Raw genomic sequence first — 26,707 nt, forward strand, 5'->3', positions numbered from 1 at the left:
GATAAATTGTCAATCCGGGGGCAAATGTTCCATTTATCGATATTGTGGTGGCGAGCGTGATGACTGAACGGGTACAGCATGGCCGGCTTAATAGATGGCGACGACGGGTGGAAAGTTGAGGAAGTCGGTGTCTGGGCAAAAGACAAGTTATCTTCGCTTTGCAGGTATTTAGACATTTCGCGTGGGGTTAGATCAAAGTGGATTGGTCCGACCAAAGGTGGTGCAACCTATATCGATTTGTTCTGTGGGCCAGGCCGCTCAAGAGTTCGTAGCACTGGTGAATATATCGATGGATCGTGTGTCGCGGCTTGGAAAGAAAGTCAGAAGGCTACGCCATTTTCGGCAGTTTATATTGCAGACTTGGATCCTGAACGTCGCGATCTTGCCGCGGGACGGCTCAGGAAGGCGGGGGCACCTGTCATCGAAGTCGAGGGTGACGCGATCACCGCAGCGCGTAAGATTAGATCGTACCTAAGTCCGCACGGACTTCACTTCTGCTTCGTTGATCCCTACAGCTTGGGCGCTTTCGATTTCGAAATTCTAAGAACATTTGCGGGACTTAGATATATCGACATTCTCGTCCATATCAGCAAAATGGACTTACAGCGCAACGCAAAAATGAATATTCGCGCCCAGCAGGACGATTTCGATAACTTCGCGCCTGGATGGCGAGCAGCCATAGACACATCGCAAAGCCACTCAACTGTTCGGCGGCTTGTTTTCAGTTATTGGCGTAAGAGAGTTGAGGAGTTAGGTATCTCAGCGTCTGCCGCTACGGAATTGATCACCGGCGAACAAGGACAGCACCTTTATTGGCTCACACTGATTGCAAAAAACGACCTAGCACATAAATTCTGGAAAACCGCTGTAAATAAAGCCGGACAAGGTTCGCTCTTTGACTAAGCTGAGACGTTTGGCATTTCGTCGTAAGTGCGACCGTGCAAGGTTCGTCCAGTTGCTTTCTTGTTTTTTCCACCCCACTGCTTGAAGAAAAATGCCGTGCCGGACTCGCGGCACAGCGATTCAATTTCTTCAACCCAAACGGGCTCCATGTTTCGCGCCTGTGGTCCGCTCTCGCCCCCGACGATCGCCCAATGAATCTCTGTCAAGTCAGCATCGGCAACTGAACCGATTAGCGGCTCGAATGATATAAAGCGCACGAAGGCCGGGATTGTCCGCAATTCATCAATACGGTGGAGCACACGATCATCCTCAACGCTCGTTCCAAGCCAGACATTTGCCAACCTCTGCAAGTCGGGAACAATCACCGCCATGCGATCAGGGCGCTTTGTTAGAATTTGATATGTGTGCCGAGGCGTGGCGGCCATCACATTCCATACTTCTCCGATGAAATCGGCAGGTACGTCCGGATGAAACAAGTCGGACATGGAATTTACAAATACGCGACGCGGTTTGGACCAAGTCCTTGGAATAGAAAGCGCTTTATGATCCAGTGTGATTTTTCCGGTCCATTTTGCCCTGCCGCCGCTTTTGCGTGTTAGTCCGCGATACTTGTCCGTTCCCATCGCCTCAAGGCGCGCGGCCATCCGCATGGCATAACAGTTCGTGCACCCGGCGGTGAGCACGGTACATCCAGCCACCGGATTCCAGGTAGCGTCGGTCCATTCGATTGACGTTTCGCCCATGGTGCCTCCATTGGTTACTATGGTTGCAAACGGCGGTTAATTTAAGATTCTTAAATAATCCGTCCAATCAAATATACTGCTCCATCTCCGTCAGCAGATTGCTGCGCAGGTCTTCACGATCCCATCCCATTGGCAATGTTGGCGGCGAAGAAGCCGGACTCGAGCCGCAGTCGTTTTTGCTAAAACAGCTTCGGTCGTCCGCCCGCCGCCTTTTCCGTCGCCGTCATCAGCGTCGCCACCGCGATCATGACCGCGACGCCGAGCGCGCTGATCGCAAGCTGCATCGCAACGCCGCCGGACCATGCTTTCAGCATCTGGCCCGCGACAAAGGCCAGCGGCACGCCGAGGCAATAGATCGCCAGCGATTGCTCGCCGCAGCGGATCGCGCCGCGCGCGGCCCGCGACTGCAGCCAACGCCAGTCGTGCGGCATCAGCCGCAGCCCGACCACGGCCAGCGCCGCGAAATGCAGCGCGCGCAGCGGATCGAGGCCGCTCTTGTCGATCGGATAGATCAGCGCCTTGATCGCTTCGGGAATGAAGGTTTCCAGCGGCTTGACGTGCCAGCTCAGCACCACGGCGAAGCTGAACAGCAGATAGCCTGCGGCCAGCGCGAAGACCGCGCGCGAACGCAGCAGCGGCGTCAGCCGTTCCGCGCCGCCCATCGCCGCCCATGCGCCGAACACGAACAGCAATTGCCAGGCCAGCGGATTGAAGAACCATTCGCCCTTCGGCCATGTCGTCAGATTGAATCCCGAGACCTGCACCAGAATGTAGAGCACCAGCGATCCCGCGAACGCCACCAGCGTCGCCGCGCGCGACATCAGCCACAACAGCGGCGCGCACATGAGATGCAGCAGCGCGAAGGTCGGCAGCACGTCGGTGTTCACCGGCATGTAATGCAGCAGCGCCGCGTGCATCAGCGCGTTGCCGGGGGCTGCGAACAGCACGGCGGTGTTGGTGTCGTCCAGCGTCGCGCGGTCCGCGCCGTTCACCGCATAGATGATTGCGACGAAGACGACGATCAGCAGCAGGAAGGCGGCGTAGATTTCGAGCCCGCGCCGCACGCTGCGGGCGAGGGCATGGAGAAAGCCCTGTTGCTTCAGGTCGCGGCCATAGGCCAGCGCGCAGGTATAGCCGGACACGAAGAAGAAGATTTCGGTGGTGTCGCTGAAGCCGTAATTGCGCAGCGTCAGCCATTCGCCGATGTTGTTCGGCACGTGATCGAGGAAGATGAACCACAGCGCGATACCGCGGAACAGATCGAGCCGCAGGTCGCGCGGCTGCGTCGCGGTCCCGCCGTGTGATTGCGGGAGCGCGGCGCGGCTAGCCATCGCTGCGGCCTGTAGTGAGAGAGAATGCGGCGCGCGGCGCGCTCACAGATATTTCTTCATTTCCGCGCGCAGCTCGTCGCGCAGGTCGTCGCGGTCCATCGCGTAGGCGATGTTGGCGGCGAGGAAGCCGGACTTCGAGCCGCAGTCGTAGCTCTTGCCCTTGAACTTGAAGCCGTAGAACGCCTGGCTTTTCGCAAGGCCGAGCATGGCGTCGGTGAGCTGGATTTCGCCGCCCGCGCCCTTGGCCTGGGTTTCCAGCACGTTGAAGATTTCCGGCTGCAGGATGTAGCGCCCGGTGATCGAGAGGTTCGAGGGCGCGACTTCCTTCTTCGGCTTCTCCACCATGCCGTTGAGTTCGAACATCTCGCCTTTAGGTTTTCCAACGCCGACCACGCCGTACATGTGGACCTGATCCATCGGCACTTCTTCCACCGCGATGATGTTGGCCTTGTCGGCGCCCGCGGCGTTGGCGGCGTCGATCATCTGCTTGAGGCCGCTTGGGCGATGCTTCACCAGCACGTCCGGCAGCAACACGGCAAACGGCTCGTTGCCGATGATGTCGCGCGCGCACCACACCGCATGGCCCAGTCCAAGTGGCGCCTGCTGGCGGGTGAACGAGGTCGCGCCCGCCTTCGGCTGGTCGCGCTCCAGGATGTCCATTTCCTTGAGCTTGTTGCGCTCCTTCAGCGTGTCCTCGAGTTCGTAGGGCCGGTCGAAATGGTCCTCGATCACGCCCTTGTTGCGCCCGGTGACGAACACGAGATGCTCGATGCCGGCTTCCAGCGCCTCGTCCACCACATGCTGGATCAGCGGGCGGTCGACCACGGTGAGCATTTCCTTCGGCATGGCCTTGGTGGCGGGCAGGAAGCGGGTGCCGAGACCGGCGACGGGGAAGACGGCTTTGCGGATTTTCATGAGGCTCTTTGATATGTCGTGAAAAGACGTGGGTGGGTGGTAGCAGGTTTTGCGGTGTTGAAAAACCGCTTGGCGGGCAGGGAGTTCCGTAAAGGTTATTGGATGAACGGCGCGTGAGCGGTCTGCGGATTTTTTGTGGCGGCTCCCATGCGCGGGCATGCGCTGGCGCGGCTGCATGGCCGGGCCTAGTCTTGCCCGGCCTTCCTTCACGGCGCCGCCCGGCAGCCGATTTCTCTTCACTCCTTAAGATCAAGCATTCAGGAGACCATCCATGGAATACCGCCGTCTCGGGGCTTCGGGCCTCACCGTTCCCGTGTTCTCGTTCGGCACCGGCACCTTCGGCGGCGTCGGCCGTCTCGCCGGCTGGGGCAAGACCGACGCCACCGAGGCGCGGCGGCTGCTCGATCTGTGCTTCGATGCGGGCGTGTCAATGTTCGACACCGCCGACGTCTATTCGCGCGGTGAATCCGAGCGCGTGCTGGGCGAGGCGCTGAAGGGCCGCCGCGACAAGGCGCTGATCTCCACCAAGGCGACGTTCCGCTTTTCCGACGCGCTCAACGATGTCGGCTCCTCGCGCCAGCATCTGACGTCGAGCGTCGAGGCCTCGCTGAAGCGGCTCGGCACCGATTACATCGATCTGTTTCAACTGCACGGCTTCGACGCCATGACGCCGCCGGAAGAGGTGTTGTCCACGCTCGATGTGCTGGTGCGCGCGGGCAAGATCCGTTATGTCGGCGTCTCGAATTTCTCCGGCTGGCACCTGATGAAGGCGCTCAATGTCGCCGACAAGCATGGGTATCCGCGCTATGTCGCCAACCAGACCTATTACTCGCTGGTCGGCCGCGATTACGAATGGGAGCTGATGCCGCTCGGTCTCGATCAGGGCATTGGCGCTGTGGTGTGGTCGCCGCTCGGCTGGGGCCGTCTCACCGGCAAAATCCGCCGCGGTCAGCCGAAGCCCGAGGTGAGCCGCCTCGACACCACCGCCGAGATGGGCCCGCCGGTGCCCGACGAGCAGGTCTATCGCGTGGTCGATGCGATCGACGAGATCGCCAAGGAGACCGGCAAGACCGTGCCGCAGATTGCGCTGAACTGGCTGTTGCAGCGGCCGACGGTGTCCACCGTCATCATCGGCGCGCGCAATGAGGAGCAGCTCAAGCAGAACCTCGGCGCGATCGGCTGGAACCTGAGCAAGGAGCAGGTGGCGAAGCTGGACGAGGCCAGCAAGGTGACGCTGCCCTATCCCTACTGGCACCAGCGCACGACGTTCACCGAGCGCAACCCGCCGCCGGTGTAACCGCGACAATTTTGCGTCAAGAATTGCCGTTCTGTTAGTCTTTTGGAAACCCTCACCGGGCCTTCTAGGTCTTTGGGTGCGGTTTTCAGGGTGCGGGCGGCGATGCGTCAATCAGGGACATTTGTAGCGGCGGCAGCAATGCTGATGGCGGTAAGCGCCCATGCGCAGACCGCCACCGGACGCGGCCCGTTGCAGTCGCGCGCGGAAATTACCGGCTCGATCAACCAGACACCCTCCATGCCGCGTCAGGTCGCGCCGCCGCCGCGCCGGATGGCGCAGGCCGCGCCGCCCAAGGAGTGGAGCGGGGAAGACGGCGCATCCGGCCATCCCCTGATGACGGCCGACGCCATTCGCCGCTCGGCGCAGAATTTCGACCGCTGCGTCGCCGGGATGTGGCCCGACGCCGCACGGCGCGGAATTTCCCAACAGAGTTTCGAACGCTTCACGGCGGACCTCTCGCCGGATCTGCGCATCATGGATCTGATGGATTCGCAGCCCGAGTTCACCAAGGCGGTGTGGGACTATCTCGATATTCTGGTCACCGATGCGCGCATTGCGCGCGGCCGCGAAGTGTTGGCGAAAAACGCCGCAACCTTTGCCGCGGCCGAAAAAGCCTATGGCGTCGATCGCTACATCATCGCGGCGATCTGGGGCATTGAATCAAACTACGGCACGCAGGGCGGCGACCGCAGCGTGCTGAACTCGACCGCGACGCTGGCCTGCGTCGGCCGCCGTCAGGGCTACTTCAAGGACGAGTTTCTCGCGGCGCTGGAAATTCTCCATCGCGGCGACCTGACGCCACAGCAGATGCGCGGCTCGTGGGCAGGTGCGTTCGGCGCGACGCAGTTCATGCCGACGGCGTTCAAGCGCTTTGCGGTGGACTTCGACGGCGACGGCAAGCGCAACACCGTGGACGACATTCCGGATATCATCGCGTCCACCGCGGCGAAGTTCAAAAAGGACGGCTGGGCGCAGGGACAGACCTGGGGCTACGAAGTCGAAGTGCCGCAGGGCTTCAATTATCTCCATGCCGACCGCGCCAAGAACTACACCATCGCGCAGTGGGAGCATCTCGGCGTTCGCCGCGCCGGCGGCAAGCCGTTTCCGCGCACCACCGACAAGGCCTTCCTGTTGGCGCCTGCCGGCGCGGATGGTCCGGGCTTTCTGATGCTGGGAAATTTCCGCTCCATCATGCGCTACAATCCGTCCGAAGCCTACGCGCTGGCGATTGGTCACTTCGCGGATCGCCTGCGTGGCGGCACGCCGTTCGTGCAGCAATGGCCGCGGCAGGAGCGGGTGCTGTCCCGCGACGAGCGGTTCGAGTTGCAGCAGTTGCTGGCGCAGCGAGGGTTCTATCGCGGCGAACCCGACGGCAATCTCGGCGGCGAAACCCGCAAAGCCCTGCGCAGTTTCCAAGCCGCGGCGGGCTTGCCCGCCGACGGCTTCGCCTCATCGGGCATACTGGACCGGCTGCGCGGACGCTGACCTTCGTCGGCGTCAAAGCGCGCCGACGAGTTTCACCCGATCTCCAGCGACGAGATCTTGCCGTCGGTCACGCCGAAATTGAAATTGAGATTGACCGGACTGTTGGGAAATGTGCCCGACACTTTTCCGGTCATGACGATCTTGCCGTTCTTTGTGGTGACTGCGACCGGCTCGACAGTGTGATGATATTTTTCCCGCGACCCGGTCATCCACTCCCGGATGGCCGCATGGCCCTGGATCGTGCGCCCTTCGTCGTGGACGACGGCGTCAGAGGCAAAGCAGGCCGTCAGCGTATCCATGTCGCCGGCGTTTTCGGACGCGATGTAGGTATCGATGGGTTTTGGAAGTTGAACGGACATGGGATTTCCTCTGACGTGACGGTGAATGGCAGGCCGCCGAGGCGGCTGGATCGTGCGGTCATGAGGATGGGAATACGTTCGGGACATGACAAGAACGCACCCGGACGTAACCCGCGCACCTTCAGGTAAGCGTAACCAACACCACACGCCGATGACGGCCAATGGCATCGAGCGGAATTGGTAAATTTTCGACGACGGCATGGTGCTGCGGATCGTCCATCCGCACGTGCCCCGAAAGTCGAATATGCCCTGACCGAGCGGGGCCAGGCGTTGTGTCGGGCGCTCGATGCGCTCCTGACCTGGTCGGAGGCCCCGGATACAGCCGATTCCGGCCCTTGACGCCGCCCCGGCATGCCCTGTTTATGACCCGCGATTTCGCCCCGTTGGGGCCTGAATCTGCTATTATTTCAACGTATCGATTGTCCAGGCCCCTGTGAGCCATATGCCGAAACCGACTTCATTCCTGCGCCTCTTGACCGAACGCGGCCCACTGATCGTTCTGGCGGTCGCGGGAGTCATGCTGTTTGGCGTGGCCGGGCCGGCTTCAGCGCAATTCTTCGATTTCGGTTTCGGTCGCCCGCAGCGGCCCCAGCCGCCGCGCGGCGCACCGGGCGGAGGCGGAGGATTTTTCTCGCCGTTCAGCGATACGTTCGGCCCGGGCCAGCAGCAGCAGGCGCCGCGTGTGGATTATTCACGGGCACCCGCGCCCGCCAAGCGCGATACGATCCCCGAGCAGAATGTGCTGGTGCTCGGCGACGCAATGGCGGACTGGCTGGCCTACGGCCTTGAAGACGCGCTGGCGGAAACGCCCGAACTCGGCGTCATCCGCAAGCACAAGACGGTGTCCGGTCTTTTGAAGTACCAGCCCAAGGGCGAACCGTCGGACTGGGTCGCTGCGGCGAAGGGCATTCTCGCCACCGAGAAGCCGGACGTTATCGTCGTCATGCTCGGTCTCAACGACCGCATTCCAATCCGCGAACCCGCAGTGGAAAAGAAGGCCGACGCCAAGCCGGGCGAAAAGCCCGGCGACAAGGCCAAGGGCGCGAAGAAGGGCGCCAAGCCGAATGAGGCCGATGTCGCGAAGCCCGGCGACAAGCCCGCCGACGCTGCTGCAGACAACAAGACTGCGGACAACAAGCCAGCCGAGGCCAAACCGGCGGAGACCGAGGTCGCGCCCGACGACGATGATGACACGCCGCAGATCGCGGCGCCGGAGAAGGCGCGCTCGGCGAGCGGCAGTTATGATTTCCGCGAGGAGCGCTGGGTCGAGCTCTACACCAAGAAGATCGAGGAAATGGTCGCGGTCCTGAAATCCAAGGGCGTCCCGGTGCTGTGGGTCGGCCTGCCGGCCGTGCGGGGACCGAAGGCCACCTCGGACATGCTGTTCCTCGACGCGCTCTATCGTGACGTCGCCGGCAAGACCGGCATCACCTACGTCGATGTCTGGGATGGCTTCGTCGATGAAGCCGGGCGGTTCGCGCAGCAGGGCCCGGACTTCGAAGGCCAGACCCGCCGACTGCGCTCCAATGACGGCGTCTATTTTACCAAGGCCGGCGCACGCAAGCTGGCGCACTATACCGAACGCGAAATCCGCCGCGTGCTGGCAGCGCGTTCGGGCCCGATCGCGCTGCCGAGCGAATCCTTCTCGCCGGATTCCAACATCCGGCCGGGCGAGGCCGGTCCGCGCCCGCTGATGGGGCCGGTGATTCCGCTGGTGGCGTCATCGGTCGGCACCGACGAACTGCTCGGCGGCGTCGGCACGCGGCCCGCGTCGGTGGATGCGCTTGCGGCGCGCACGCTGGTGAAGGGCGAACCGCTCGCGCCGCCAGCCGGACGCGCTGACGATTTCTCCTGGCCGCGCCGCGAAGTGGGCGCGCTCAGTGCGCCGCCCAGCGATCCCGCCGTTGCGGCCGCCTCGCCCGACGGGACTGTAGCCCCGAAGCCGAAACCCAAGAGGCCTGCCCAACCGCCAGAGGGCTTTATCGCGCAGGATACCAGCCGGGTGCCGCCGGGCTTCGCCGTTCGTCCACGCCAGCAGACCGTGGGCCGCGACGGATTCCCGAGGCCTCCGGCAAATGTCGGCGGCTCGGGCTTCGGATTCGGCGGCCTGTTCGGGCGCTGGTAGGACGAAGGTCCGCACTGGCGCAGACTTCCGCCGGAATGCGCCATCTGGATTGCGTCAGCGATAATTTAGCGACCTGCTGTTCCTTGTGCAGGAACACCGACTCGCGATTCCGCAGTTGCGTGTATCAATTCTGGATTCAGAAAAATTAAGTCTGGTTCCGGATTCCCGCGCAAAATTTGCGGGTTCCCGCGCGCGATGTTTGGAACGCCCGTTGCCGCGCGCCGTTGGTCACCCTCTCAACGATGGAGGATGACATGGAGATTCGTATGGCAATGGCAGTCGCGGCGATTGCGCTGACGCCGGGCTTCGCTCTCGCGCAGAGCGCGACGGTTGAAGGCGCGCGCGATGGCGCAGCGACCGGTAACGCCATCGGCGGTCCGGTTGGCGGCGCTGTCGGTGGAACGGTGGGTGCCGCGGTCGGCACCGCAGTCGATATTCCGGCAGCCGTGATTTCAGCGGTGACCGGTCTGCCCGGGCCGTCGGTTGTGGTGCGTGAACGCGTGGTGGTCGGCGAACCGCTACCGGATTACGTCGAACTGCGCGCGGTGCCGTCACACGCCGAGTATCGCTATGCGGTCGTCAATGACCGGCGTGTGATCGTCGAGCCGCGCACCCGTCGCGTGATTCGCGTGATCGAGTAAACCCGGACGCGTTCGCTCCAGTGAACCAACAGGAAAGCCCCGTCCGCGCGGCGGGGCTTTTCGCCTGCGCCGAGACCGAGTCGGACGCGCTCATTTTCCGCGGGATTTTACATTCTCCTTCAAGTCGTCGATCGCCAGCAGCAGCGCCGCAACCCGGCTGGCCGCCGATCGCCAGTCCGCCATCCGCTGAAAATTATCCACGAACCAGTTCAATGCGCCCTGCACGGTGGCGAAAGCGGCGGCCGCCTGCGTCACTTCTCCGAGCGACATGTCTCCCGCCAGATATTTCGGCACGCACAGCAGCAGGCCTATCACCGGTGCGAGCAGCAAGTTGGTTTGCGAGACGAATGTGATTCGAATGAGCTGCCAGCACAGCCTGCGCCAATGTTCGATGACATTCCGCAGGCCGAGCCATAGTTCATGGCGGTCCTCGCTCTCGATGTCGCGCAGCAGAATCCCTTCGCCGCTTTCCCGCACCAGATTGGCTGACGAGCGGAAGGCTGCCTCCGCCTGGATCTGATCCTGAATCACCGCGGTCAGCCGACGTCCCATCACCAGAACCACGGTGACGACGACGCCGGAATAGATCAGGACCGAGATGGCGAGATAGCCGGGAATTGCGATGCGCAGCCCCGCGCCCTGGAGGACAAGCGTCCCGCCCAGACTGGCGAGAACCTGGAAGAAGACGATCAGGGTGAGAAGCGAGGAGACCAGCGAGAGGGAGAGGTCGACGGGCGCGTCCGTCGCCACCCGCGCATCTTCCGAGATCCGGTGTTCCGCATTCCGGGGCAGGTCCGTCCCGTTGAGATGTCCGAGCGATCGATAGTGGCGGTCCGTAAGCCAGTTGACCAGCAACTGCCGGGTCAGGTAGCCGCGCCAGTTGCGCTGGATCGTCATTCTCGCCCAAACCGACGCCACCGCAAGCAGGGTGCTTGCTGCCACCAGTGGAAAGAACAGCAGAATGGCATAGCGAAGCGCCGCGTGATTTCTTTGCTCCAGCGCATCGAAGAAATCGCGATTCCAGTAGTTCAACTGGTACTGCACGGCCAACTGGGCGATCACGATACTTATGGCGGTGAGGCACAGAAGCCAGACGCGCCAAGCCGAAGGCCCGCTCCAGAAACCCGAAGCGCTCGCCCAGAAGCGGCCGAGCAGGTGTCTCTGGTCGGGACGAATGACGTCAGGATCGGTCATCGGGACTCGACAGCTTCACATATCCTTCTCGGCGTGGTCTCTGCTCGCTTGTCGCTAAGGATGATACGACTCCCGCTCGGGGGACTGAAGCGAACAGGCCCCGTTTGCGTTCCGGCGACGGAGGCCCACAGCAGCTCGCTCGATACTGATTTCAGGCCATATCCATTTTATACGCACGTCCCAAAGCCGATTGATTCAGATCACGCATCCGGCTGTTTTAGGCCGTGCGCGGGCCAAGCAGAATGACCGCGGCCCCCGCCAGACAAAGGGCCGCGCCGGCCACATCCCAGCGGTCGGGTCGGACGCCTTCCACCGCCCAGAGCCACGCCAGCGACGCGACGATGTAAACGCCGCCATAGGCCGCGAAGGCGCGTCCGGCAGCGTCGCTTGGCACAAGCGTCAGGAGATAGGCGAACAGCAGCAGCGATGCCGTGCCGGGCACAATCCACCAGACGGATTTGCCGAGCCGCAACCACACCCAGAACGCAAAACAGCCCCCGATTTCGGCGAGGGCTGCCGCGATATAGATGAGGGCTGTCATGAGGGCATGATCCCGAAAAGTGGAAACCGGTTTTCGGACTAGATCATGCCCAAACAAAAAGACTATCGCGGCAGCGTGGTCGAACCCATCAGAAAACGGTCGATGGACGACGCGCACTGGCGGCCTTCGCGGATCGCCCAGACGACCAGCGATTGTCCGCGGCGCATGTCGCCCGACGAGAACACCTTGGCCACCGAAGTCTGGTAGTCGTTGGTGGTCGCACGCACATTGCCGCGCGGGTCGAGTTCGACGCCGAGCTTCTTCAGGAGGCCCTCGTGCACGGGATGGACGAAGCCCATCGCCAGCAGCACCAGTTCGGCCTTCAGTTCAAATTCGGTGCCCGGGATCGGCTGGAATTTGCCGTCGACATGCACGCAATGCAGCTTCGTCACCTTGCCGTCGTGGCCCGAGAACTTCTGCGTGAGCACGGCGTATTCGCGCTTGGCGCCTTCGGCCTGGCTCGACGACAGGCGCATCTTCAATGGCCAGTTCGGCCAGGTCAGCGCCTTGTTCTCGCGCTCCGGCGGTTCGGGCATGATTTCGAGCTGGGTGACCGAGAGCGCGCCCTGACGGATCGAGGTGCCGATGCAATCGGAGCCGGTGTCGCCGCCGCCGATCACCACCACGTCCTTGCCCTTGGCAAGAATTTCGCGGACATCGCCGAGCGGTTCGTTGCCGACGCGGCGGTTCTGCTGCGGCAGGAAATCCATCGCGTAATGGATGCCGTCGAGGTCGCGGCCGGGGATCGGCAGGTCGCGCGGGGCTTCCGCGCCGCCGGTCAGCGCCACGGCATCGTAAATCCTGAGCAGGTCCTGCGGATCGACCGCGCCGGCATAGGAGCCGCCGACCGGGGTGTTGTAGTGGAACACGACGCCTTCGGCTTCCATCTGCGCAATACGCCGGTCGATGATGCCCTTCTCCATCTTGAAGTCGGGGATGCCATAGCGAAGCAATCCGCCGGCCTTGGCGAACTTCTCGAACACATGGACCTCGTGGCCGGCGCGCGCGAGCTGCTGCGCGGCGGCGAGGCCCGCGGGGCCGGAGCCGACCACGGCGACCTTCTTGCCGGTCTTCTGCGCGGCGATCTCCGGCTTCAGCCAGCCATTCTCCCATGCGCGATCGACGATGGCGCATTCGATGGTCTTGATGGTGACCGGGTTGTCGTCGATGTTCAGCGTGCAGGACGCTTCGCACGGCGCCGGGCAGATCCGGCCGGTGAACTCGGGGAAGTTGTTGGTCGAGTGCAGGTTGCGCGAGGCTTCTTCCCAGTTGCCGTTGTAGACGAGGTCGTTGAAATCCGGGATCTGGTTGTTGACCGGGCAGCCGGGCGTGCCGGGCTGCACCGAGCCGGTGCCGTGGCAATAAGGAATGCCGCAATTCATGCAGCGCGCGGCCTGATCGCGCGTGTCCTTCTCGTTCAACGGAATGACGAATTCCTTGAAATTCTTCACCCGCTCGGCGACCGGCGCATACTTGCGGTCGTGACGTTCGATCTCAAGAAAACCTGTAGGCTTACCCATTTAACCCGAAGTCCCCTGCAACTTGTCCTGTCGTCATCCTGAGGTGCGAGCCGTTTTCGGCGAGCCTCGAAGGATGAATGTTTTGCTCCGTCGTCCTTCGAGGCCCTTGCTGCGCTCGGGCACCTCAGGACGACGTCCCGTCGTTTCTCTACGCCCCGATCGCGATTTTCGGCTCTGCCGGCTCGCGCGATTTCAGTTCTTTCAGCGCGCGGCGGTATTCGACCGGCATCACCTTGCGGAACATCGGCAGATACTGCTTCCAGTTCGCGAGGATATGCTGCGCCCGCGCCGAGCCGGTGAGCTTGGCGTGACGCGAGATCAGGATGTGCAGCCGCTCGACATCCTCGCCGAGCAGATTGGCGAACACGTCGACGCGGCCATGGGCCTCAAGATCGCCGGAATGGTGATAGGCGTTCGCGTTGATCATTTCCTCGGAGAGAACCGGTTCCAGTTCGACCATGGCCATGTTGCAGCGCTTGGCGAAGGTGCCGTCCTCGTCGATCACATAGGCCACGCCGCCGGACATGCCGGCCGCGAAGTTGCGGCCCGTCTTGCCGAGTACCACGACGATACCACCGGTCATGTATTCGCAGCAGTGATCGCCCGCGCCTTCGACCACGGCGACCGCGCCGGAGTTGCGGACCGCGAAGCGCTCGCCGGCGACGCCCTGGAAGTAGCATTCGCCTTCGATGGCGCCGTACATCACGGTGTTGCCGACGATGATCGATTCTTCCGGCACGATGCCCGAGTTCTTTGGAGGCCGCACAATGATGCGTCCGCCCGACAGGCCCTTGCCGACGTAGTCGTTGCCTTCGCCTTCGAGATCGAAGGTGACGCCGCGCACCAGCCACGCACCGAATGCCTGACCCGCCGTGCCCTTCAGGCTGACCTGGATGGTGTCGTGGGGCAGGCCGGTATGGCCGTAGGCCTTTGCGACCGCGCCGGACAGCATCGCGCCCGCGCTGCGGTCGGTGTTGTGGATTTCGGCTTCGATCTTCACTGGCGCGCCGCGGTCGATCGCCGCCCGCGCTTCGCGGATCAGGGTGCGGTCGAGCACGTTTTCCAGATGATGGTCCTGCGCCTCGGCGTGATAGATTTTCTGGCCGGGCAGGGCCTTCTGCTTGAAGAACAGCTTCGAGAAATCGAGACCCTTCGCCTTCCAGTGCGCCACCAGCGTGGTCTGGTCGAGCATCTGGCTCTGGCCGACCATTTCCTGGAAGGTGCGGAAGCCGAGCGAGGCCATGATCTCGCGCACTTCCTCGGCGACGAAGAAGAAGAAGTTGATGACGTGCTCGGGCTGGCCGGTGAAGCGCTTGCGCAGCACCGGGTCCTGCGTCGCGACGCCGACCGGGCAGGTGTTGAGATGGCACTTGCGCATCATGATGCAGCCCGCCGCGATCAGCGGCGCGGTGGCGAAGCCCATTTCGTCGGCGCCGAGCAGCGCGCCGATCACGACGTCGCGGCCGGTGCGGAAACCGCCGTCGACCTGCACCACGATGCGGCTGCGCAGCCGTTCACGCACCAGAGTTTGATGCGTTTCGGCGATGCCGAGTTCCCACGGTGAGCCCGCGTGCTTGATCGAGGTCAGCGGCGACGCGCCGGTGCCGCCCTCGAAGCCGGAGATGGTGACGTGATCCGCGCGCGCCTTGGCAACGCCGGCGGCAACCGTGCCGACGCCGATTTCGGAGACGAGCTTCACCGAGACCGCGCCGTCAGGATTGACGTTCTTGAGGTCGTAGATCAGCTGCGCGAGATCTTCGATCGAATAGATGTCGTGATGCGGCGGCGGCGAAATCAGGCCGACGCCCGGTGTCGAGTGGCGCACCTTGGCGATGGTCGCGTCGACCTTGTGGCCGGGCAACTGTCCGCCTTCGCCGGGCTTTGCGCCCTGCGCCATCTTGATCTGCATCATGTCGGAGTTGACGAGGTATTCCGTCGTCACGCCGAAACGTCCCGACGCCACCTGCTTGATGGCCGAGCGCATGCTGTCGCCGTTCGGCATCGGCTTGAAGCGGTCGGCTTCCTCGCCGCCTTCGCCGGTGTTCGACTTGCCGCCGATCCGGTTCATCGCGATTGCCAGCGTGGTGTGGGCTTCGCGCGAGATTGAGCCGAACGACATCGCGCCGGTGGCGAAGCGCTTGACGATCTCCTTGGCGGGCTCGACTTCCTCGAGCGGCACCGGCTTGCGCTTGTCTTCCTCGGCCGACTTGATGCGGAACAGGCCGCGCAGCGTCAGCAGGCGTTCGGATTGCTCGTTGAGCACCTTCGCGAAGGCGCGGTAGCGCTCCTGCGAGTTGCCGCGCACGGCGTGCTGGAGCAGCGAGACGGTTTCCGCATTCCAGGCATGGTCCTCGCCGCGCGAGCGGAAGGCATATTCGCCGCCGACGTCGAGCGCGGTCTTGTAGACCTGAGAATCCCCGAACGCGTCGGTGTGACGGCGCACGGTTTCCTCGGCGATCTCGGCAAGGCCGACGCCCTCGATGCGGGTGTGGGTGCCGGCGAAATACTTCGCGACGAAATCCGCCTTGAGGCCGACCGCGTCGAAAATCTGCGCGCCGCAATAGGACTGGTAGGTCGAGATGCCCATCTTCGACATGACCTTGAGCAGGCCCTTGCCGATCGACTTGATGTAGCGCTTGACGATTTCCTTGTCGTCGAGCTTGGCGGGCAACTGGTCCTTCATCGCGATGATGGACTCGAAGGCCAGATACGGGTTGATCGCTTCCGCGCCGTAGCCTGCGAGGCAGGCGAAGTGATGCACTTCGCGCGGCTCGCCGGACTCGACGACAAGGCCGACCGATGTGCGCAGCCCGGTGCGGATCAGGTGATGATGCACGGCGGCGGTCGCCAGCAGCGACGGAATCGGAATGCGGTCGCTGCCTGCGGCGCGGTCCGACAGGATGATGATGTTGACGCCTTCGCGCACGGCAGCTTCGGCGCGGCCGCACAGTTCTTCCAGCACCTGCTCCATGCCCGCAGCGCCGAGACCGGCGTGGAACGTGGTGTCCAGCGCGCGCGACTTGAAATGGTTGTCGGCGACGTCGGAGATCGAGCGGATCTTCTCGAGGTCCGCATCGGTCAGGATCGGCTGGCGCACTTCGAGACGCTTGGTCTTGGACAGGCCTTCGATGTCGAACAGATTCGGACGCGGGCCGATGATCGAGACGAGGCTCATCACCAGCTCTTCGCGGATCGGATCGATCGGCGGGTTGGTGACCTGCGCGAAGTTCTGCTTGAAGTAGGTGAACAGCGACTTCGGCTTGCTCGACAGCGCCGACAGCGGCGTGTCGGTGCCCATGGAGCCCGCGGCTTCCTCGCCGGTGGTGGCCATCGGCGTCATCAGGATGCTGAGGTCTTCCTGGCTATAGCCGAAGGTCTGCTGGCGATCGAGCAGCGACAGGTTGGAGCGCGCGGCCTTGGCCGGCGCATCCGCCATTTCCTCGAGCACGATCTGGGTGCGGTCGAGCCACTCGCGATAGGGATGGCTCCTGGCGAGTTCGGCCTTGATCTCGTCGTCCGGGATCAGCCGGCCCTGCTCAAGATCGACCAGCAGCATCTTGCCGGGCTGCAGGCGCCACTTGGTGATGATCTGGTCTTCGGGAATCGGCAGCACGCCCATTTCCGACGCCATCAGGATGCGGTCGTCCTTGGTGACGAGATAGCGCGCCGGGCGCAGGCCGTTGCGGTCGAGCGTCGCGCCAATCTGGCGGCCGTCGGTGAAGGCGATGGCGGCGGGGCCGTCCCACGGCTCCATCAGGGCGGCGTGATATTCATAGAACGCGCGGCGTTCCTCGTTCATCAGCGGATTGCCCGCCCATGCCTCGGGCACCAGCATCATCATCGCGTGCGACAGCGAGTAGCCGCCCTGCACAAGGAATTCGAGCGCGTTGTCGAAGCAGGCGGTGTCCGACTGGCCTTCATAGGAAATCGGCCACAGCTTCTCGATGTCCTCGCCGAACTTGTCGGAGGAGACCGAGGCCTGACGCGCGGCCATCCAGTTGACGTTGCCGCGCAGGGTGTTGATTTCGCCGTTATGGGCGACCATGCGGTAGGGATGCGCCAGCGACCATGCCGGGAAGGTGTTGGTGGAGAATCGCTGATGCACCAGCGCCAGCGCGGATTCGAAATCCGGCTCGTGCAGGTCGGGATAATACTTGCCGAGCTGGTCGGCGAGGAACATGCCCTTGTAGACGACGGTGCGGCACGAGATCGACACCGGATAGTAACCGGCCAGCGCGCGCTCGCGGCGCTGATAGATCGCGTTCGAGATCGCCTTGCGCAGGATGTAAAGACGGCGCTCGAAATCTTCCTGATCGGCGCAGTCGCCGCAGCCGATAAACACCTGCATGCAATGCGGTTCGGTCGGCTTGACGGTCTCGCCCAGCGAGGAATTGTCGACGGGCACCTCGCGCCAGCCGAGCAGCAGCAGGCCTTCCGACTTGATCTTGTCGGCGACGATGCTCTGGATGACTTCGCGCCACGGCTTCTCGCGCGGCATGAACAGCGCGCCGACGGCATATTCGCCGGGAGCGGGCAGGGTGAAGCCGGCTTCCTTGGCCTTGCGGGCGAAGAAGGCGTGCGGAATCTGCACCAGGATGCCCGCGCCGTCGCCGGCGCGCGGATCGGCGCCCACCGCGCCACGATGTTCCAGGTTGCAGAGGATGTTGATCGCGTCGGAGACGATCTGGTGCGATTTCTTGCCCTTGATGTTGGCGATGAAACCGACGCCGCAGGAATCCTTTTCCAGCGACGGATCGTACAGACCGGCAGCCTCGGGCCGCCAGTTATGTTCGCGCGGTTTCAAGGCCGGGTCCGCCATCGGCCCATCCACCTCGATTTCGTTCCGCTCGAACTCTGACGCGCTCATTCTGATCCTCACGCCTCTTTAGAGGCACTCTATTTTAGCCCATTTTGGCCGTAGCTTCGGCGGTCGCGACACCCTTCGGAAATTTCCATTTTTTGGAAATTCTTGGGGCCACCGCTCGCCTTCACGAGCCTCGCTTTAGAAGGTGCAACTCGCGTGGGCCGTTTCCGGCTGCCATGCGGCCTGCCAATATTACCTGCGCTGCAAACGCTGTGCCGAGTTCGACCCGGAAATTGGGACAGTGATCCTGTCCTAACCCCCAGACTGCCAAACTTTTTCCTATCACACAAGCGCGTGAGAGTCCTCGCTGGGATGCACGCTTGAGACGCATTGGGCCGCAGGATTGAGGCATTCCCGCCGCCGTCCGGTCCTAGCTCTGCCGAAATCGGCAACGACCTTTGCAGCTTGGCTGAGACCCGCAAAAGCGGGCGTTGCCGAGGTTTCGGGGGCGTAACGGGAGCGTTGGATCATGACGTTGTTTTCCGGGAAGCGATTGACTGGATGTGCGGTCGCGGTGGGTGCTGCTTTGGCCTCAGGCATGGCCGCTGCGCCGGCCCGGGCCGCGGACGACCTGCCGATGGTCGATGACATCCAGATTCCGATGCCGCGGGTGCTGGAGGACGACGGCGTCCCGCCCATTCGGGACTATGAACGGCCCTCTTACCAGCAGCGGCCTTACTCACAGCAGCCTTACCGGCCCGGTCCCTATGGACAGGGACCTTATGCGGCGATTCCATCCACAAGATATGGCCGTCCCGGGCTGGATGCGCGCCCCGTGATTCCGGCGGGGCAGGTCGTCGCCATCCTGCGCTCCACTGGCTATTCGCCCTTGGGGCAGGTCACCCAGAGGGGCTGGATCTACACCGTGGCGGCGCTCGATCCCAACGGCGAGGATGGCCGTCTCATCATCGATGCCCGCACCGGACGCATCATGCGGTTTATTCCGGCGATGGAAGTCGACGCGCGGCTGAACGACCGGATGGCCGTGATGTATGGCCCGCCCGGCCCGCCGCCGGTCACCGCGATCGGCTATGAGAATAGGCGCGGATCGCTGCTGGACCTGCGGCGCACGCCGCGTCCGCCGGCCGCTGTGCCGCGGACCGCGAAGCGTTCCGCGCCGAACGTTGCGACCAGGCCCGCGGCAGGATCTCCTGCGCAGCAGGCCGCCGTTCCCGCGCAGCCGTCCGCCACAGTCCCAGCCGCTGCATCCGCGGCCATGGCGAAGCCTGAGCCGTCGCAGACGACGGCGGAGAACAAGCCCGCGGCGGCCACGGTCGGCGCGGCCCGGCCCGCTGCAACGCCGTCCTCGACGCCAGCGCCAGTCACGCTGCATCTGTGGCCGACGCAGGCGATGCCCGATGTGCAGACGCTGGAGTGAGCGCGCAGGATTGCGCCCTCACGGGCAATCCACCAGCGTCGCGCTGCGGATGTGCTTGTCCCGGCCGCGCGGGGTGTTCGCGCCGCGGGTGCGGCCGAATTCCGGTGCGTAGTTCAGGTCATAGCGGCAGCCGGCTTTCATCGCCGCATAGATCGCATTGCGTTCGATGAAGTAGCTGCCGGCCGGTTCAGTCGCGAGGAGGACCTGATTGTCCAGCGGGACCTGCCCGTGATCGGGGCCGAGATAGACAACGCGGTCGGTCTTGCCGATCAGCCAGAAAAACAACAGCACGACGCCAATCAACGCCGCCGCGATCATGGTGTTGCGGACGTCCAGATAATAGTTGGCCGAGGGAGGAAGCAGGCTGCTCATGCGTCTTGGTCGCGTGCCGCCGGGGAAGAGTTCAGGTTCTTATACCTTGACGGGAGCCGCGCATAAAAAAACGCCCCGGGGTGCCGGGGCGTTTTGCAGTCGGGGAGGTTGAGAGCCGATGGCGTCAGGCGGCGGCCTTCTCGGTCACCTGCGGCGCGGCGGCCGATGAGGTGATCGGAATCTGGCGCGGCTTGGCGGCCTCGGGGATCTCGCGGACGAGATCGACGTGGAGCAGACCATTCTCGAGCGAGGCGTTCTTGACCTGCACAAAGTCGGCAAGCTGGAACTGGCGCTCGAAGGCCCGCGACGCGATGCCGCGATAGAGCACTTCGCCCTGTTTGCCGTCGTCGTTGGCGACCTTCTCGCCCTTGATCGTCAGGGTGTTTTCCTTGGCGACGATCGAGATTTCATTCTGCGAGAAGCCGGAGACGGCGACCGAAATCCGGAAATTGTTCTCTCCGGTGCGCTCGATATTGTAGGGCGGATAGCCCGGGGAGCTTTCGCTGGCGGTCTGGTCGAGCAGCGAGAACAGGCGGTCGAAACCGACGGTGGAACGGTAGAAGGGGGTGAGATCGAAAGTACGCATGGTTAGTCCTCCAATTTGAGCGACCAGCGCGTTTTTCAGGCGGGACGGACACATTGCGGGCAGCGCTCCATGAGCCCATGCCTCGGGACCGTCTCGCATGCACAACGCGCCACTCTTTTGCAAAGAGCAGACAACCCGCCATTGGGCCGGGTTTTCGTTCTGCGTGCAGCCTTAACTGGCCTGCACGAAGCTGATATGGGAGGGGCCTTCGGCTGTTCAAGAGGGTTTCCGGGCCCTCTTTTTGTCCTCACTATCCCTCTGAATTTCATGATTCCTTTGCCGATCGGCTGCCGCCCATGACGCTCGTTTCGATCCCTGCGAACCCTGTTCCCGACAACGTGGTCAGCGGCACCATCAAGACGCCGGACGGGGCGGAATTGCGCTTCGCGCGCTGGCAGCCGCCGGCCGGCCGCAAGGGAACGGTCTGTGTCTTCACCGGGCGCGGAGAATCCATCGAGAAATATTTCGAGGTGGTGCGCGAACTGCGCGAACGCGGCTTCGCGGTGGCGATGATCGACTGGCGCGGGCAGGGCCACTCGTCGCGGCAGTTGCGCGATCCCCGCAAGGGCTACGTGCGCAAGTTTTCGGATTTCGAGATCGACGTGGAAACCTTCGTGCAGCAGGTGATGCTGCCGGATTGTCCGCCGCCTTATTACGCGCTGGCGCATTCGATGGGCGGCGCGGTGATGCTGCGGGTCGCGCATGCCGGCAAGCGCTGGTTCGATCGCATGGTGCTGTCCGCGCCGATGATCGACCTGCCGGGCTTCGCCACCAAGCTGCCGACACGGATGCTGGTGCGGTCGCTGCGCCTGCTCGGCATGGGCGGCCGTTATGTGCCCGGCGGCAACAGCATGCTCGCGGGCACCGAGCCGTTTGTCGATAATCAGGTCACGTCGGACCCGGTGCGCTACGCCCGCAACGCCGCGATCTACGAGGAAGATCCGACGCTCGGCATCGCCTCGCCGACGATCGGCTGGGCGGATTCGGCGTTCAAGGCGATGATGCAGTTTCGCGAGATGGACTATCCTTCGCATATCCGCCAGCCGTTACTGATGCTGGCGGCGAGCAACGACACCGTAGTGTCCACGCCGGCCATCGAGGAGTTCGCCTATCACCTGCGCGCCGGATCGCATCTGGTGATCGCGGGCTCGAAGCACGAAATCCTGCAGGAGCAGGATCGCTACCGTCAGCAGTTCTGGGCGGCGTTCGATGCCTTCGTGCCGGGCACGCCGCTGTTCACATAGGGCACCGGCGGAACGTCGAAACGCCCATCGGAGAACTGAGGGAGTGGAACATTCCCCTCCTCGTCACGATCTTTTTTTCCGGCAGCGTTGGCGCGGTGCTATGGTGCCCGCCAGCGGGCCACTGCCGCTCGCCAAGCGCTCAACAGGTCATTCTCTTTCTGCAAACTCGTTTCCGCATGCCAGGTCAAGGCGTTGCGGGTCGACACAGGGAGGTAGTGCGATGACGATGAGGCCCGATCCGACCTTCCATGCATCACCGAAGCTTGCGATGGAAGCTCCTCCTGAAAATTTCGCTTATACGTTGCTGCTCAGTCCTGATTTTTCGAAGCCGGACGCGCTGGCCGTGATTGACGTCAAGCCGGGTTCGTCCAGCTACAGTCAGATCGTTCATACGGTGACGATGCCGTACAAGGGTGACGAGTTTCATCACTTCGGCTGGAATGCCTGTTCGTCGGCTTTATCGCCGCTGACAGGTCATGCGTTTGTCGAGCGGCGCTATCTGATCATTCCCGGAATCCGGTCCTCGCGCGTCTACATCGTGGACACCAAGCCTGATCCCACCAAGGCGAAGATTCACAAGATCATCGAGCCGGAAGAGATATTCCGAAAGACAGGTTACTCGCGGCCTCACACGGTTCACTGCGGCCCGGAAGGCATTTACGTCAGCACGCTTGGCGGTGGCGGCAAGGACGGCACCGACGGGCCGCCCGGGGTTTTCATCATGGACTGCGAGACCTTCGATGTTCTCGGACGCTGGGAAATCGATCGCGGACCTCAGACCCTGCACTATGATTTCTGGTGGAACCTGCCGCGCGACTACATGGTCACTAGCGAGTGGGGACTGCCGCCGCAGTTCGAGAATGGAATCGTGGCCGAGGACCTGCTCTCCAACAAGTACGGCCACCGAATCCACTTCTGGGATCTTCGCGCCCGGCGCAATGTTCAGACCATCGATCTCGGCGCCAACCATCAAATGGCGCTCGAAGTCCGCCCTGCGCACGACCCCGTTCGCGAGTATGGCTTCCTCGGCGTCGTGGTCGACACCACCAATCTCGAAGGCTCGATCTGGACCTGGTGGCGCGAGGGCGGAAAGTTTCACATCGAAAAGACGGCCACGATTCCGGCTGAACCTGCGCCCAAGGAAAAGCTTCCGCCGCTGCTGCAGGGTTTCGGCGCGGTCCCGCCGCTGGTCTCGGACATTGATCTCTCCATGGATGACAGGTTTCTCTATGTGTCCTGCTGGGGAACGGGCGAGATGCGCCAGTACGATGTCAGCGATCCGAGAAAGCCGAAGCTTGCGGGCTCCGTGCACATCGGCGGCATCGCCCGCCGCACGGCCCATCCCAACGGCAAGGCGTATGCCGGCGGCCCGCAGATGGTCGAGATCAGCCGGGACGGCAAGCGCGTGTACTGGACCAACTCGCTCTATTCCACATGGGATGACCAGTTCTATCCCGACGGAATCCCGGGGGCCGAGGTGATGGCCAACGTGAAGCCGGGCGGCGGTCTCGAACTCGCAAAGGATTACTGGCTGAGTTTCCCCGAGGGCTATCGCGCGCATCAGATCCGGCTCGATGGCGGCGACTGTTCGACGGACTCGTTCTGCTATCCGTCGGTCTAGCTTTGAGTGCTGCGGACTGGACACCGGCAGGACTTTGGCTCGCCGTTGTCGTCAGCGGCATCTATCACGGGATCAGCCCCGGGATGGGCTGGCCGCTGGCTGTCTCCGCCGGACTCATGGACAGAAGCGCGCGCGCACTCATTGCGGCGCTGTGGCCGCTCTCGATCGGCCACTTGCTGGCGGTGCTGCTGATCGTGCTGCCATTTGCCGTGCTTGCCGCGCTGGTGGAATGGCAACGGCAGATCCAGATCGGCGCAAGTCTTGTGGTGATCGGGTTCGGTATCTTCCGGCTCATCAACCGGCGTCATCCGCGGGCGCTGGCCCGGATACGGCCGACGCAACTGGGGCTGTGGTCCTTCGTCGTCGCGATTGCCCACGGCGCCGGGCTGATGCTGGTTCCGATCTATCTCGGGCTCTGCCGTGCTGTTGCATCCGACGACGCCCACACCGCGACAAGCACTCTTGTCGGCGCCAATCTCGGCACGGCGGTGCTGGTCTCCCTTGTCCATTCGGCCGCGATGATTGCGGCGGGCGGACTTTCGGCGTGGCTGGTCTACCGCTACCTCGGACTGAGGTTCGTGTCGCGAAGCTGGTTCAATCTCGAGACGGCGTGGGCCGCCAGTCTCATCCTGGTGGGCGCTCTGGCGCTCGTGATCAACCTCGCGGAGCAGCACTAGGCGCGACGGGGTCGAAAGGCTTAGTTCGCCTTCGGCGCGCTGCCCGTTGCCGGTTGTGCAGAAGCCTGCACGGCGCGGCCGACGCTGACACTGAGCAGACCCTGACCCCAGATCCGTTTTGCGACGCGTCTCGCATCGTCGAGCGTAACCGCATCGACGATGGCGTTGCGCCTCTCGATGTAATCGATGCCGAGATTGTCGATCTGATACTGCAGCAGCGCGGTGGCGAATTTCGGCGAGGTGTCGAGCGCCAGCATCTGCGAGCCCTTGAGATAGGATTTGGCCTCGTCCAGTTCCTTCTGGGTCGGGCCTTCGCTGCCCATGCGCGCGATCTCGGCGGAAATGGTGTCCAGCGTTTCGGTCGCCTTGTCGGCGCGGGTTGCGGTGGAGCCTGCGAAGATGGACGAATGCTTCATCCAGATCAGGTTTTCCGACACCGAATAGACCAGCCCGCGCTTTTCACGGACTTCCTTGTAGAGCCGGGTCGAGAGCGTGCCGCCGCCGAGGATGTGGTTGACGATATAGGCGGCCATGAAATCCGGATCGCTGCGCTTCAGCGCGGGCGCGCCGAAATTGATCGAGGTTTGCGGCACGTCGAGCGCCGTGAAGGACTGCTGCGGCAGTTTTCCGAACGTGGCGTCGGGCACCGGCGTCAGGTTTGCTTTCGCGGGCAACGCGCCAAACGCGGTATCGAGCAATTTACCGAGTGCGTCCGCGTCGATGTCGCCGACCACGGCGACTTTCAGCGTATCCTTCGCCAATACACGCCCAGCGTAGTCCTTGAGGTCGGCGGCCTGAATTGCTGGAAGGCTTTCCACGGTGCCGTTCGGCGCGCGCGCATAGGGATGCGTGCCAAAGGCCTGTTCCCAGAACTTGCGGCCCGCGATCGAGACCGGATTGGTGGTTTCGCGGCGCGCGTTCGAGACCATCTGCGAGCGGACGCGCTCCAGGGGCTCGGAATCGAACCGTGCGGAGGTCAGCGCCAGCTTCAGCAGGCCGAAGCCTTCGTCGCGGTTTTCCTTCAGCATTCGCATCGAGCCGCGCAGGTAATCACGGGTCACGCTGAAAGTCATTTCGATGGCGCGCCGTTCAAGCCGTTCATGAAACGCCTTGGAGTCGAGATCGGCGGCGCCTTCATCGAGCATATTGGCGGTGAAGCTGCCGGTGCCCGGTTTGTCCGCGGGGTCCTGCGACGACCCGCCGTCGAAAGCATATTCAAGCGCAACCAGCGGCACGGTGGCGTCCTGCACCAGCCACGCCTCGATGCCGCCCGGCGAGAGCACCCGCTGGATCTTTGCGGCGGCAAAAGCAGGCCGCGACAGCAGCGACAGGGCGGACGTTGCAAAGGGAAGCGCCGTAGTGAGTTGAAGGAGATGGCGGCGTGTGATGCTCACGAGCGTTTCTCCCCGCGGTTGGCGGTGGTCGCGCTCGTGTCCTTGATCAGATAGCCGGTCACCGAGCGCTTTTTCTCGAGCCAGGTGCGCGCCGCGTCACGCACCTGCTCGGCGGTGACGGCGCGGATGCGGTCCGGCCATGCCCGGATGTCGTCGACGCTGAGGCCAACGGTGATGGCGGCGCCGTACCAGCGCGCCAGCGTGGTCTGGCTGTCCTGCGCATAGACCGACTCGGCGATCATCTGCGTCTTGATGCGTTCGAGATCTTCCGACGGCACAGGATCGGTGGCGAGTCTGGTGATGACCTCGTCGATGGCCTGCTCGACTTCGGGGAATCCCACGCCGGGTCTCGGCGAGGCGGAAATTCCGAATTGGCTCGGATCGATGGCTGTGCCTTGATACCAACTGCCCGCACTCACCGCGAGCTGCCGGTTCACCACCAGCGCCTGATAGAGATACGAGTTGCTGCCCGATCCCATCAGTTGCGCGAGCACTTCCAGCGCCGAGCCTTCAGTCTGGGTGGCGGTGACCGAGGACGGAACCAGATAATAGCGGCGCACGCTCGGCTGCTCGACCCGCGGATCGGACAGCGTGACGGTGCGCGGCGCCGCGGGCACCGGCTCCTGCGGGCGGATGCGTTGTGCCGGAATGGAAGGCTGCGGCGGAATCTTGCCGTAGGCCTTTTCAACCATGGGGCGAACCTCGTCGGCGCTGACATCGCCTGCGATGATCAGGGTCGCGTTGTTCGGCGCGTAGAAGCGCTTGTAGAAGGCGAGCGCGTCCTCGCGGTTGAGCTTCTCGATTTCCTGACGCCAGCCGATGGTCGGCCGTCCATAGGGATGGTTGAGATACAGCGCGGCCATGATCTGCTCGGTCAGCCGTGCATCGGGGCTGTTGCCGACGCGCATGTTGTACTCTTCCAGCACCACGTCGCGTTCCGGCAGCACGTTCTCGTCCTTGAGAATGAGGCCGGTCATGCGGTCGGCCTCGAATTCCATCATGGTCGCAAGCTGGTCGCGCGGCACGCGCTGGAAATAAGCCGTGTAGTCGGACGAGGTGAAGGCGTTCTCGTTGCCGCCGATGCGGGCGATGAGCTGGGAGAATTCCCCGGCCGGATGTTCGGCCGTGCCTTTGAACATCAGGTGTTCGAGAAAATGAGCGAGGCCCGACTTGCCCGGCGTCTCGTCGGCGGAGCCGACCTTGTACCAGATCATCTGCGTGACAACCGGCGTGCGGCGGTCGGGGATCACCACGACCTGCAGGCCGTTGTTCAGCGTGAAGGTCGCCGGCCGCTGCGATGAGCCTTGCGCCATCGCGGTGTGAGCGGCGGCGGGCGCGCAAAGAATGCCAAGTGCGACAACGGCGCGGGCAATGGATCGTCGGGAAAAAACTGTCATGTAACTGGACCGGACCGCGGGTTGGTCGCCCGGAAAATATCCAGATCCGCAAGAGGCGAAATTGCAGGACCCGAGACGATCTCGCCCTGAAAGATCAAACAGGGCGGGATCGCAATGATG

The 26,707-nt window shown here is 63.2% G+C and carries 22 protein-coding genes; 10 read left to right on the forward strand and 12 right to left on the reverse strand.

The genetic code is table 11. The annotated features are described in order from the left end of the window. Positions 1-78 precede the first annotated feature (78 nt). On the forward strand, positions 79-903 hold the full coding sequence (locus tag LVY71_RS05320; protein WP_235098773.1) for a three-Cys-motif partner protein TcmP: 825 nt from the start codon (positions 79-81) through the stop codon (positions 901-903). On the opposite strand, the gene LVY71_RS05325 is transcribed toward LVY71_RS05320, so the two are convergent. The 3 genes from LVY71_RS05325 to galU all read right to left on the reverse strand — a co-directional run bounded on the left by LVY71_RS05325 (position 900) and on the right by galU (position 3,892). Beyond that, on the reverse strand, positions 900-1,646 hold the full coding sequence (locus LVY71_RS05325) for a DUF5131 family protein (RefSeq protein WP_235098774.1): 747 nt from the start codon (positions 1,644-1,646) through the stop codon (positions 900-902). The two genes, LVY71_RS05320 and LVY71_RS05325, sit on opposite strands and share 4 nt — an antisense overlap. Positions 1,647-1,825: 179 nt before the next feature. Further along, the gene (locus tag LVY71_RS05330; protein ID WP_235098775.1) at positions 1,826-2,977 is read right to left on the reverse strand and encodes an OpgC domain-containing protein; all 1,152 of its coding nucleotides are present in this window, start codon (positions 2,975-2,977) and stop codon (positions 1,826-1,828) included. Between the two features lie 42 nt (positions 2,978-3,019). Continuing rightward, positions 3,020-3,892, reverse strand: coding sequence for a UTP--glucose-1-phosphate uridylyltransferase GalU (gene galU, locus LVY71_RS05335; protein WP_235098776.1), 873 nt, complete (start codon positions 3,890-3,892; stop codon positions 3,020-3,022). Between the two features lie 271 nt (positions 3,893-4,163). Between galU and LVY71_RS05340 the strand changes: the two genes are divergently transcribed. Further along, entirely contained in the window at positions 4,164-5,189 is a 1,026-nt protein-coding gene (locus LVY71_RS05340) for an aldo/keto reductase (protein WP_235098777.1), read from the forward strand. 138 nt (positions 5,190-5,327) lie between these two features. Then, on the forward strand, positions 5,328-6,674 hold the full coding sequence (locus LVY71_RS05345) for a lytic murein transglycosylase (RefSeq protein ID WP_502797533.1): 1,347 nt from the start codon (positions 5,328-5,330) through the stop codon (positions 6,672-6,674). Between the two features lie 32 nt (positions 6,675-6,706). On the opposite strand, the gene LVY71_RS05350 is transcribed toward LVY71_RS05345, so the two are convergent. Beyond that, positions 6,707-7,033 carry a nuclear transport factor 2 family protein gene (locus tag LVY71_RS05350; protein ID WP_235098779.1) on the reverse strand — a complete coding sequence of 109 codons (327 nt, stop codon included), beginning with the start codon at positions 7,031-7,033 and terminating at the stop codon, positions 6,707-6,709. A 177-nt stretch (positions 7,034-7,210) separates the two neighbouring features. Between LVY71_RS05350 and LVY71_RS05355 the strand changes: the two genes are divergently transcribed. From LVY71_RS05355 to LVY71_RS05365, 3 genes are all read left to right on the forward strand, one after another. After that, positions 7,211-7,372, forward strand: coding sequence for a winged helix-turn-helix transcriptional regulator (locus LVY71_RS05355; protein WP_502797534.1), 162 nt, complete (start codon positions 7,211-7,213; stop codon positions 7,370-7,372). 103 nt (positions 7,373-7,475) lie between these two features. Further along, positions 7,476-9,158, forward strand: coding sequence for an SGNH/GDSL hydrolase family protein (locus LVY71_RS05360; RefSeq protein WP_235098780.1), 1,683 nt, complete (start codon positions 7,476-7,478; stop codon positions 9,156-9,158). Between the two features lie 254 nt (positions 9,159-9,412). Next, a complete protein-coding gene (locus LVY71_RS05365; protein WP_235098781.1) occupies positions 9,413-9,799 on the forward strand; it encodes a DUF1236 domain-containing protein in 387 nt (128 codons plus the stop codon). 90 nt (positions 9,800-9,889) lie between these two features. Here the strand turns inward: LVY71_RS05365 and LVY71_RS05370 are convergent, their stop codons facing one another. The 4 genes from LVY71_RS05370 to gltB all read right to left on the reverse strand — a co-directional run bounded on the left by LVY71_RS05370 (position 9,890) and on the right by gltB (position 17,921). After that, positions 9,890-10,993, reverse strand: a complete 1,104-nt coding sequence (locus LVY71_RS05370) for an SbmA/BacA-like family transporter (protein WP_235098782.1) — start codon at positions 10,991-10,993, stop codon at positions 9,890-9,892. Positions 10,994-11,210: 217 nt separating this feature from the next. Next, on the reverse strand, positions 11,211-11,534 hold the full coding sequence (locus tag LVY71_RS05375) for a YnfA family protein (protein WP_235098783.1): 324 nt from the start codon (positions 11,532-11,534) through the stop codon (positions 11,211-11,213). A 62-nt stretch (positions 11,535-11,596) separates the two neighbouring features. Next, on the reverse strand, positions 11,597-13,054 hold the full coding sequence (locus LVY71_RS05380; protein WP_235098784.1) for a glutamate synthase subunit beta: 1,458 nt from the start codon (positions 13,052-13,054) through the stop codon (positions 11,597-11,599). Between the two features lie 148 nt (positions 13,055-13,202). Beyond that, positions 13,203-17,921: a glutamate synthase large subunit gene (gltB, locus tag LVY71_RS05385; protein WP_235098785.1), complete on the reverse strand. Its 4,719-nt coding sequence runs from the start codon at positions 17,919-17,921 to the stop codon at positions 13,203-13,205. Between the two features lie 466 nt (positions 17,922-18,387). Between gltB and LVY71_RS05390 the strand changes: the two genes are divergently transcribed. Continuing rightward, the gene (locus LVY71_RS05390; RefSeq protein WP_235098786.1) at positions 18,388-19,296 is read left to right on the forward strand and encodes a hypothetical protein; all 909 of its coding nucleotides are present in this window, start codon (positions 18,388-18,390) and stop codon (positions 19,294-19,296) included. A gap of 18 nt (positions 19,297-19,314) precedes the next feature. Here the strand turns inward: LVY71_RS05390 and LVY71_RS05395 are convergent, their stop codons facing one another. Together LVY71_RS05395 and LVY71_RS05400 are read right to left on the reverse strand one after the other, a co-directional pair. Continuing rightward, on the reverse strand, positions 19,315-19,668 hold the full coding sequence (locus LVY71_RS05395; RefSeq protein WP_235098787.1) for a hypothetical protein: 354 nt from the start codon (positions 19,666-19,668) through the stop codon (positions 19,315-19,317). A gap of 124 nt (positions 19,669-19,792) precedes the next feature. Further along, positions 19,793-20,254: an Hsp20 family protein gene (locus LVY71_RS05400; RefSeq protein ID WP_235098788.1), complete on the reverse strand. Its 462-nt coding sequence runs from the start codon at positions 20,252-20,254 to the stop codon at positions 19,793-19,795. 296 nt (positions 20,255-20,550) lie between these two features. Here LVY71_RS05400 and LVY71_RS05405 point away from each other — a divergent pair, with 296 nt between their 5' ends. The 3 genes from LVY71_RS05405 (at position 20,551) to LVY71_RS05415 (ending at position 23,796) form a co-directional block, all read left to right on the forward strand. Beyond that, positions 20,551-21,498 (forward strand): alpha/beta fold hydrolase, encoded by a 948-nt coding sequence (locus LVY71_RS05405; protein ID WP_235098789.1) that lies wholly within the window; start codon positions 20,551-20,553, stop codon positions 21,496-21,498. A gap of 220 nt (positions 21,499-21,718) precedes the next feature. Then, the gene (locus LVY71_RS05410; protein ID WP_235098790.1) at positions 21,719-23,119 is read left to right on the forward strand and encodes a selenium-binding protein SBP56-related protein; all 1,401 of its coding nucleotides are present in this window, start codon (positions 21,719-21,721) and stop codon (positions 23,117-23,119) included. A 2-nt stretch (positions 23,120-23,121) separates the two neighbouring features. Then, positions 23,122-23,796 carry a hypothetical protein gene (locus tag LVY71_RS05415; RefSeq protein WP_235098791.1) on the forward strand — a complete coding sequence of 225 codons (675 nt, stop codon included), beginning with the start codon at positions 23,122-23,124 and terminating at the stop codon, positions 23,794-23,796. A 20-nt stretch (positions 23,797-23,816) separates the two neighbouring features. On the opposite strand, the gene LVY71_RS05420 is transcribed toward LVY71_RS05415, so the two are convergent. Beyond that, positions 23,817-25,190 carry a M16 family metallopeptidase gene (locus tag LVY71_RS05420; RefSeq protein WP_235098792.1) on the reverse strand — a complete coding sequence of 458 codons (1,374 nt, stop codon included), beginning with the start codon at positions 25,188-25,190 and terminating at the stop codon, positions 23,817-23,819. Next, positions 25,187-26,587: a M16 family metallopeptidase gene (locus LVY71_RS05425; protein ID WP_235098793.1), complete on the reverse strand. Its 1,401-nt coding sequence runs from the start codon at positions 26,585-26,587 to the stop codon at positions 25,187-25,189. Before LVY71_RS05425 ends, LVY71_RS05420 begins: the two co-directional genes overlap by 4 nt. Positions 26,588-26,707: the final 120 nt, after the last annotated feature.

The organism is Bradyrhizobium sp. G127, from assembly GCF_021502575.1.
GTDB lineage: Bacteria > Pseudomonadota > Alphaproteobacteria > Rhizobiales > Xanthobacteraceae > Afipia.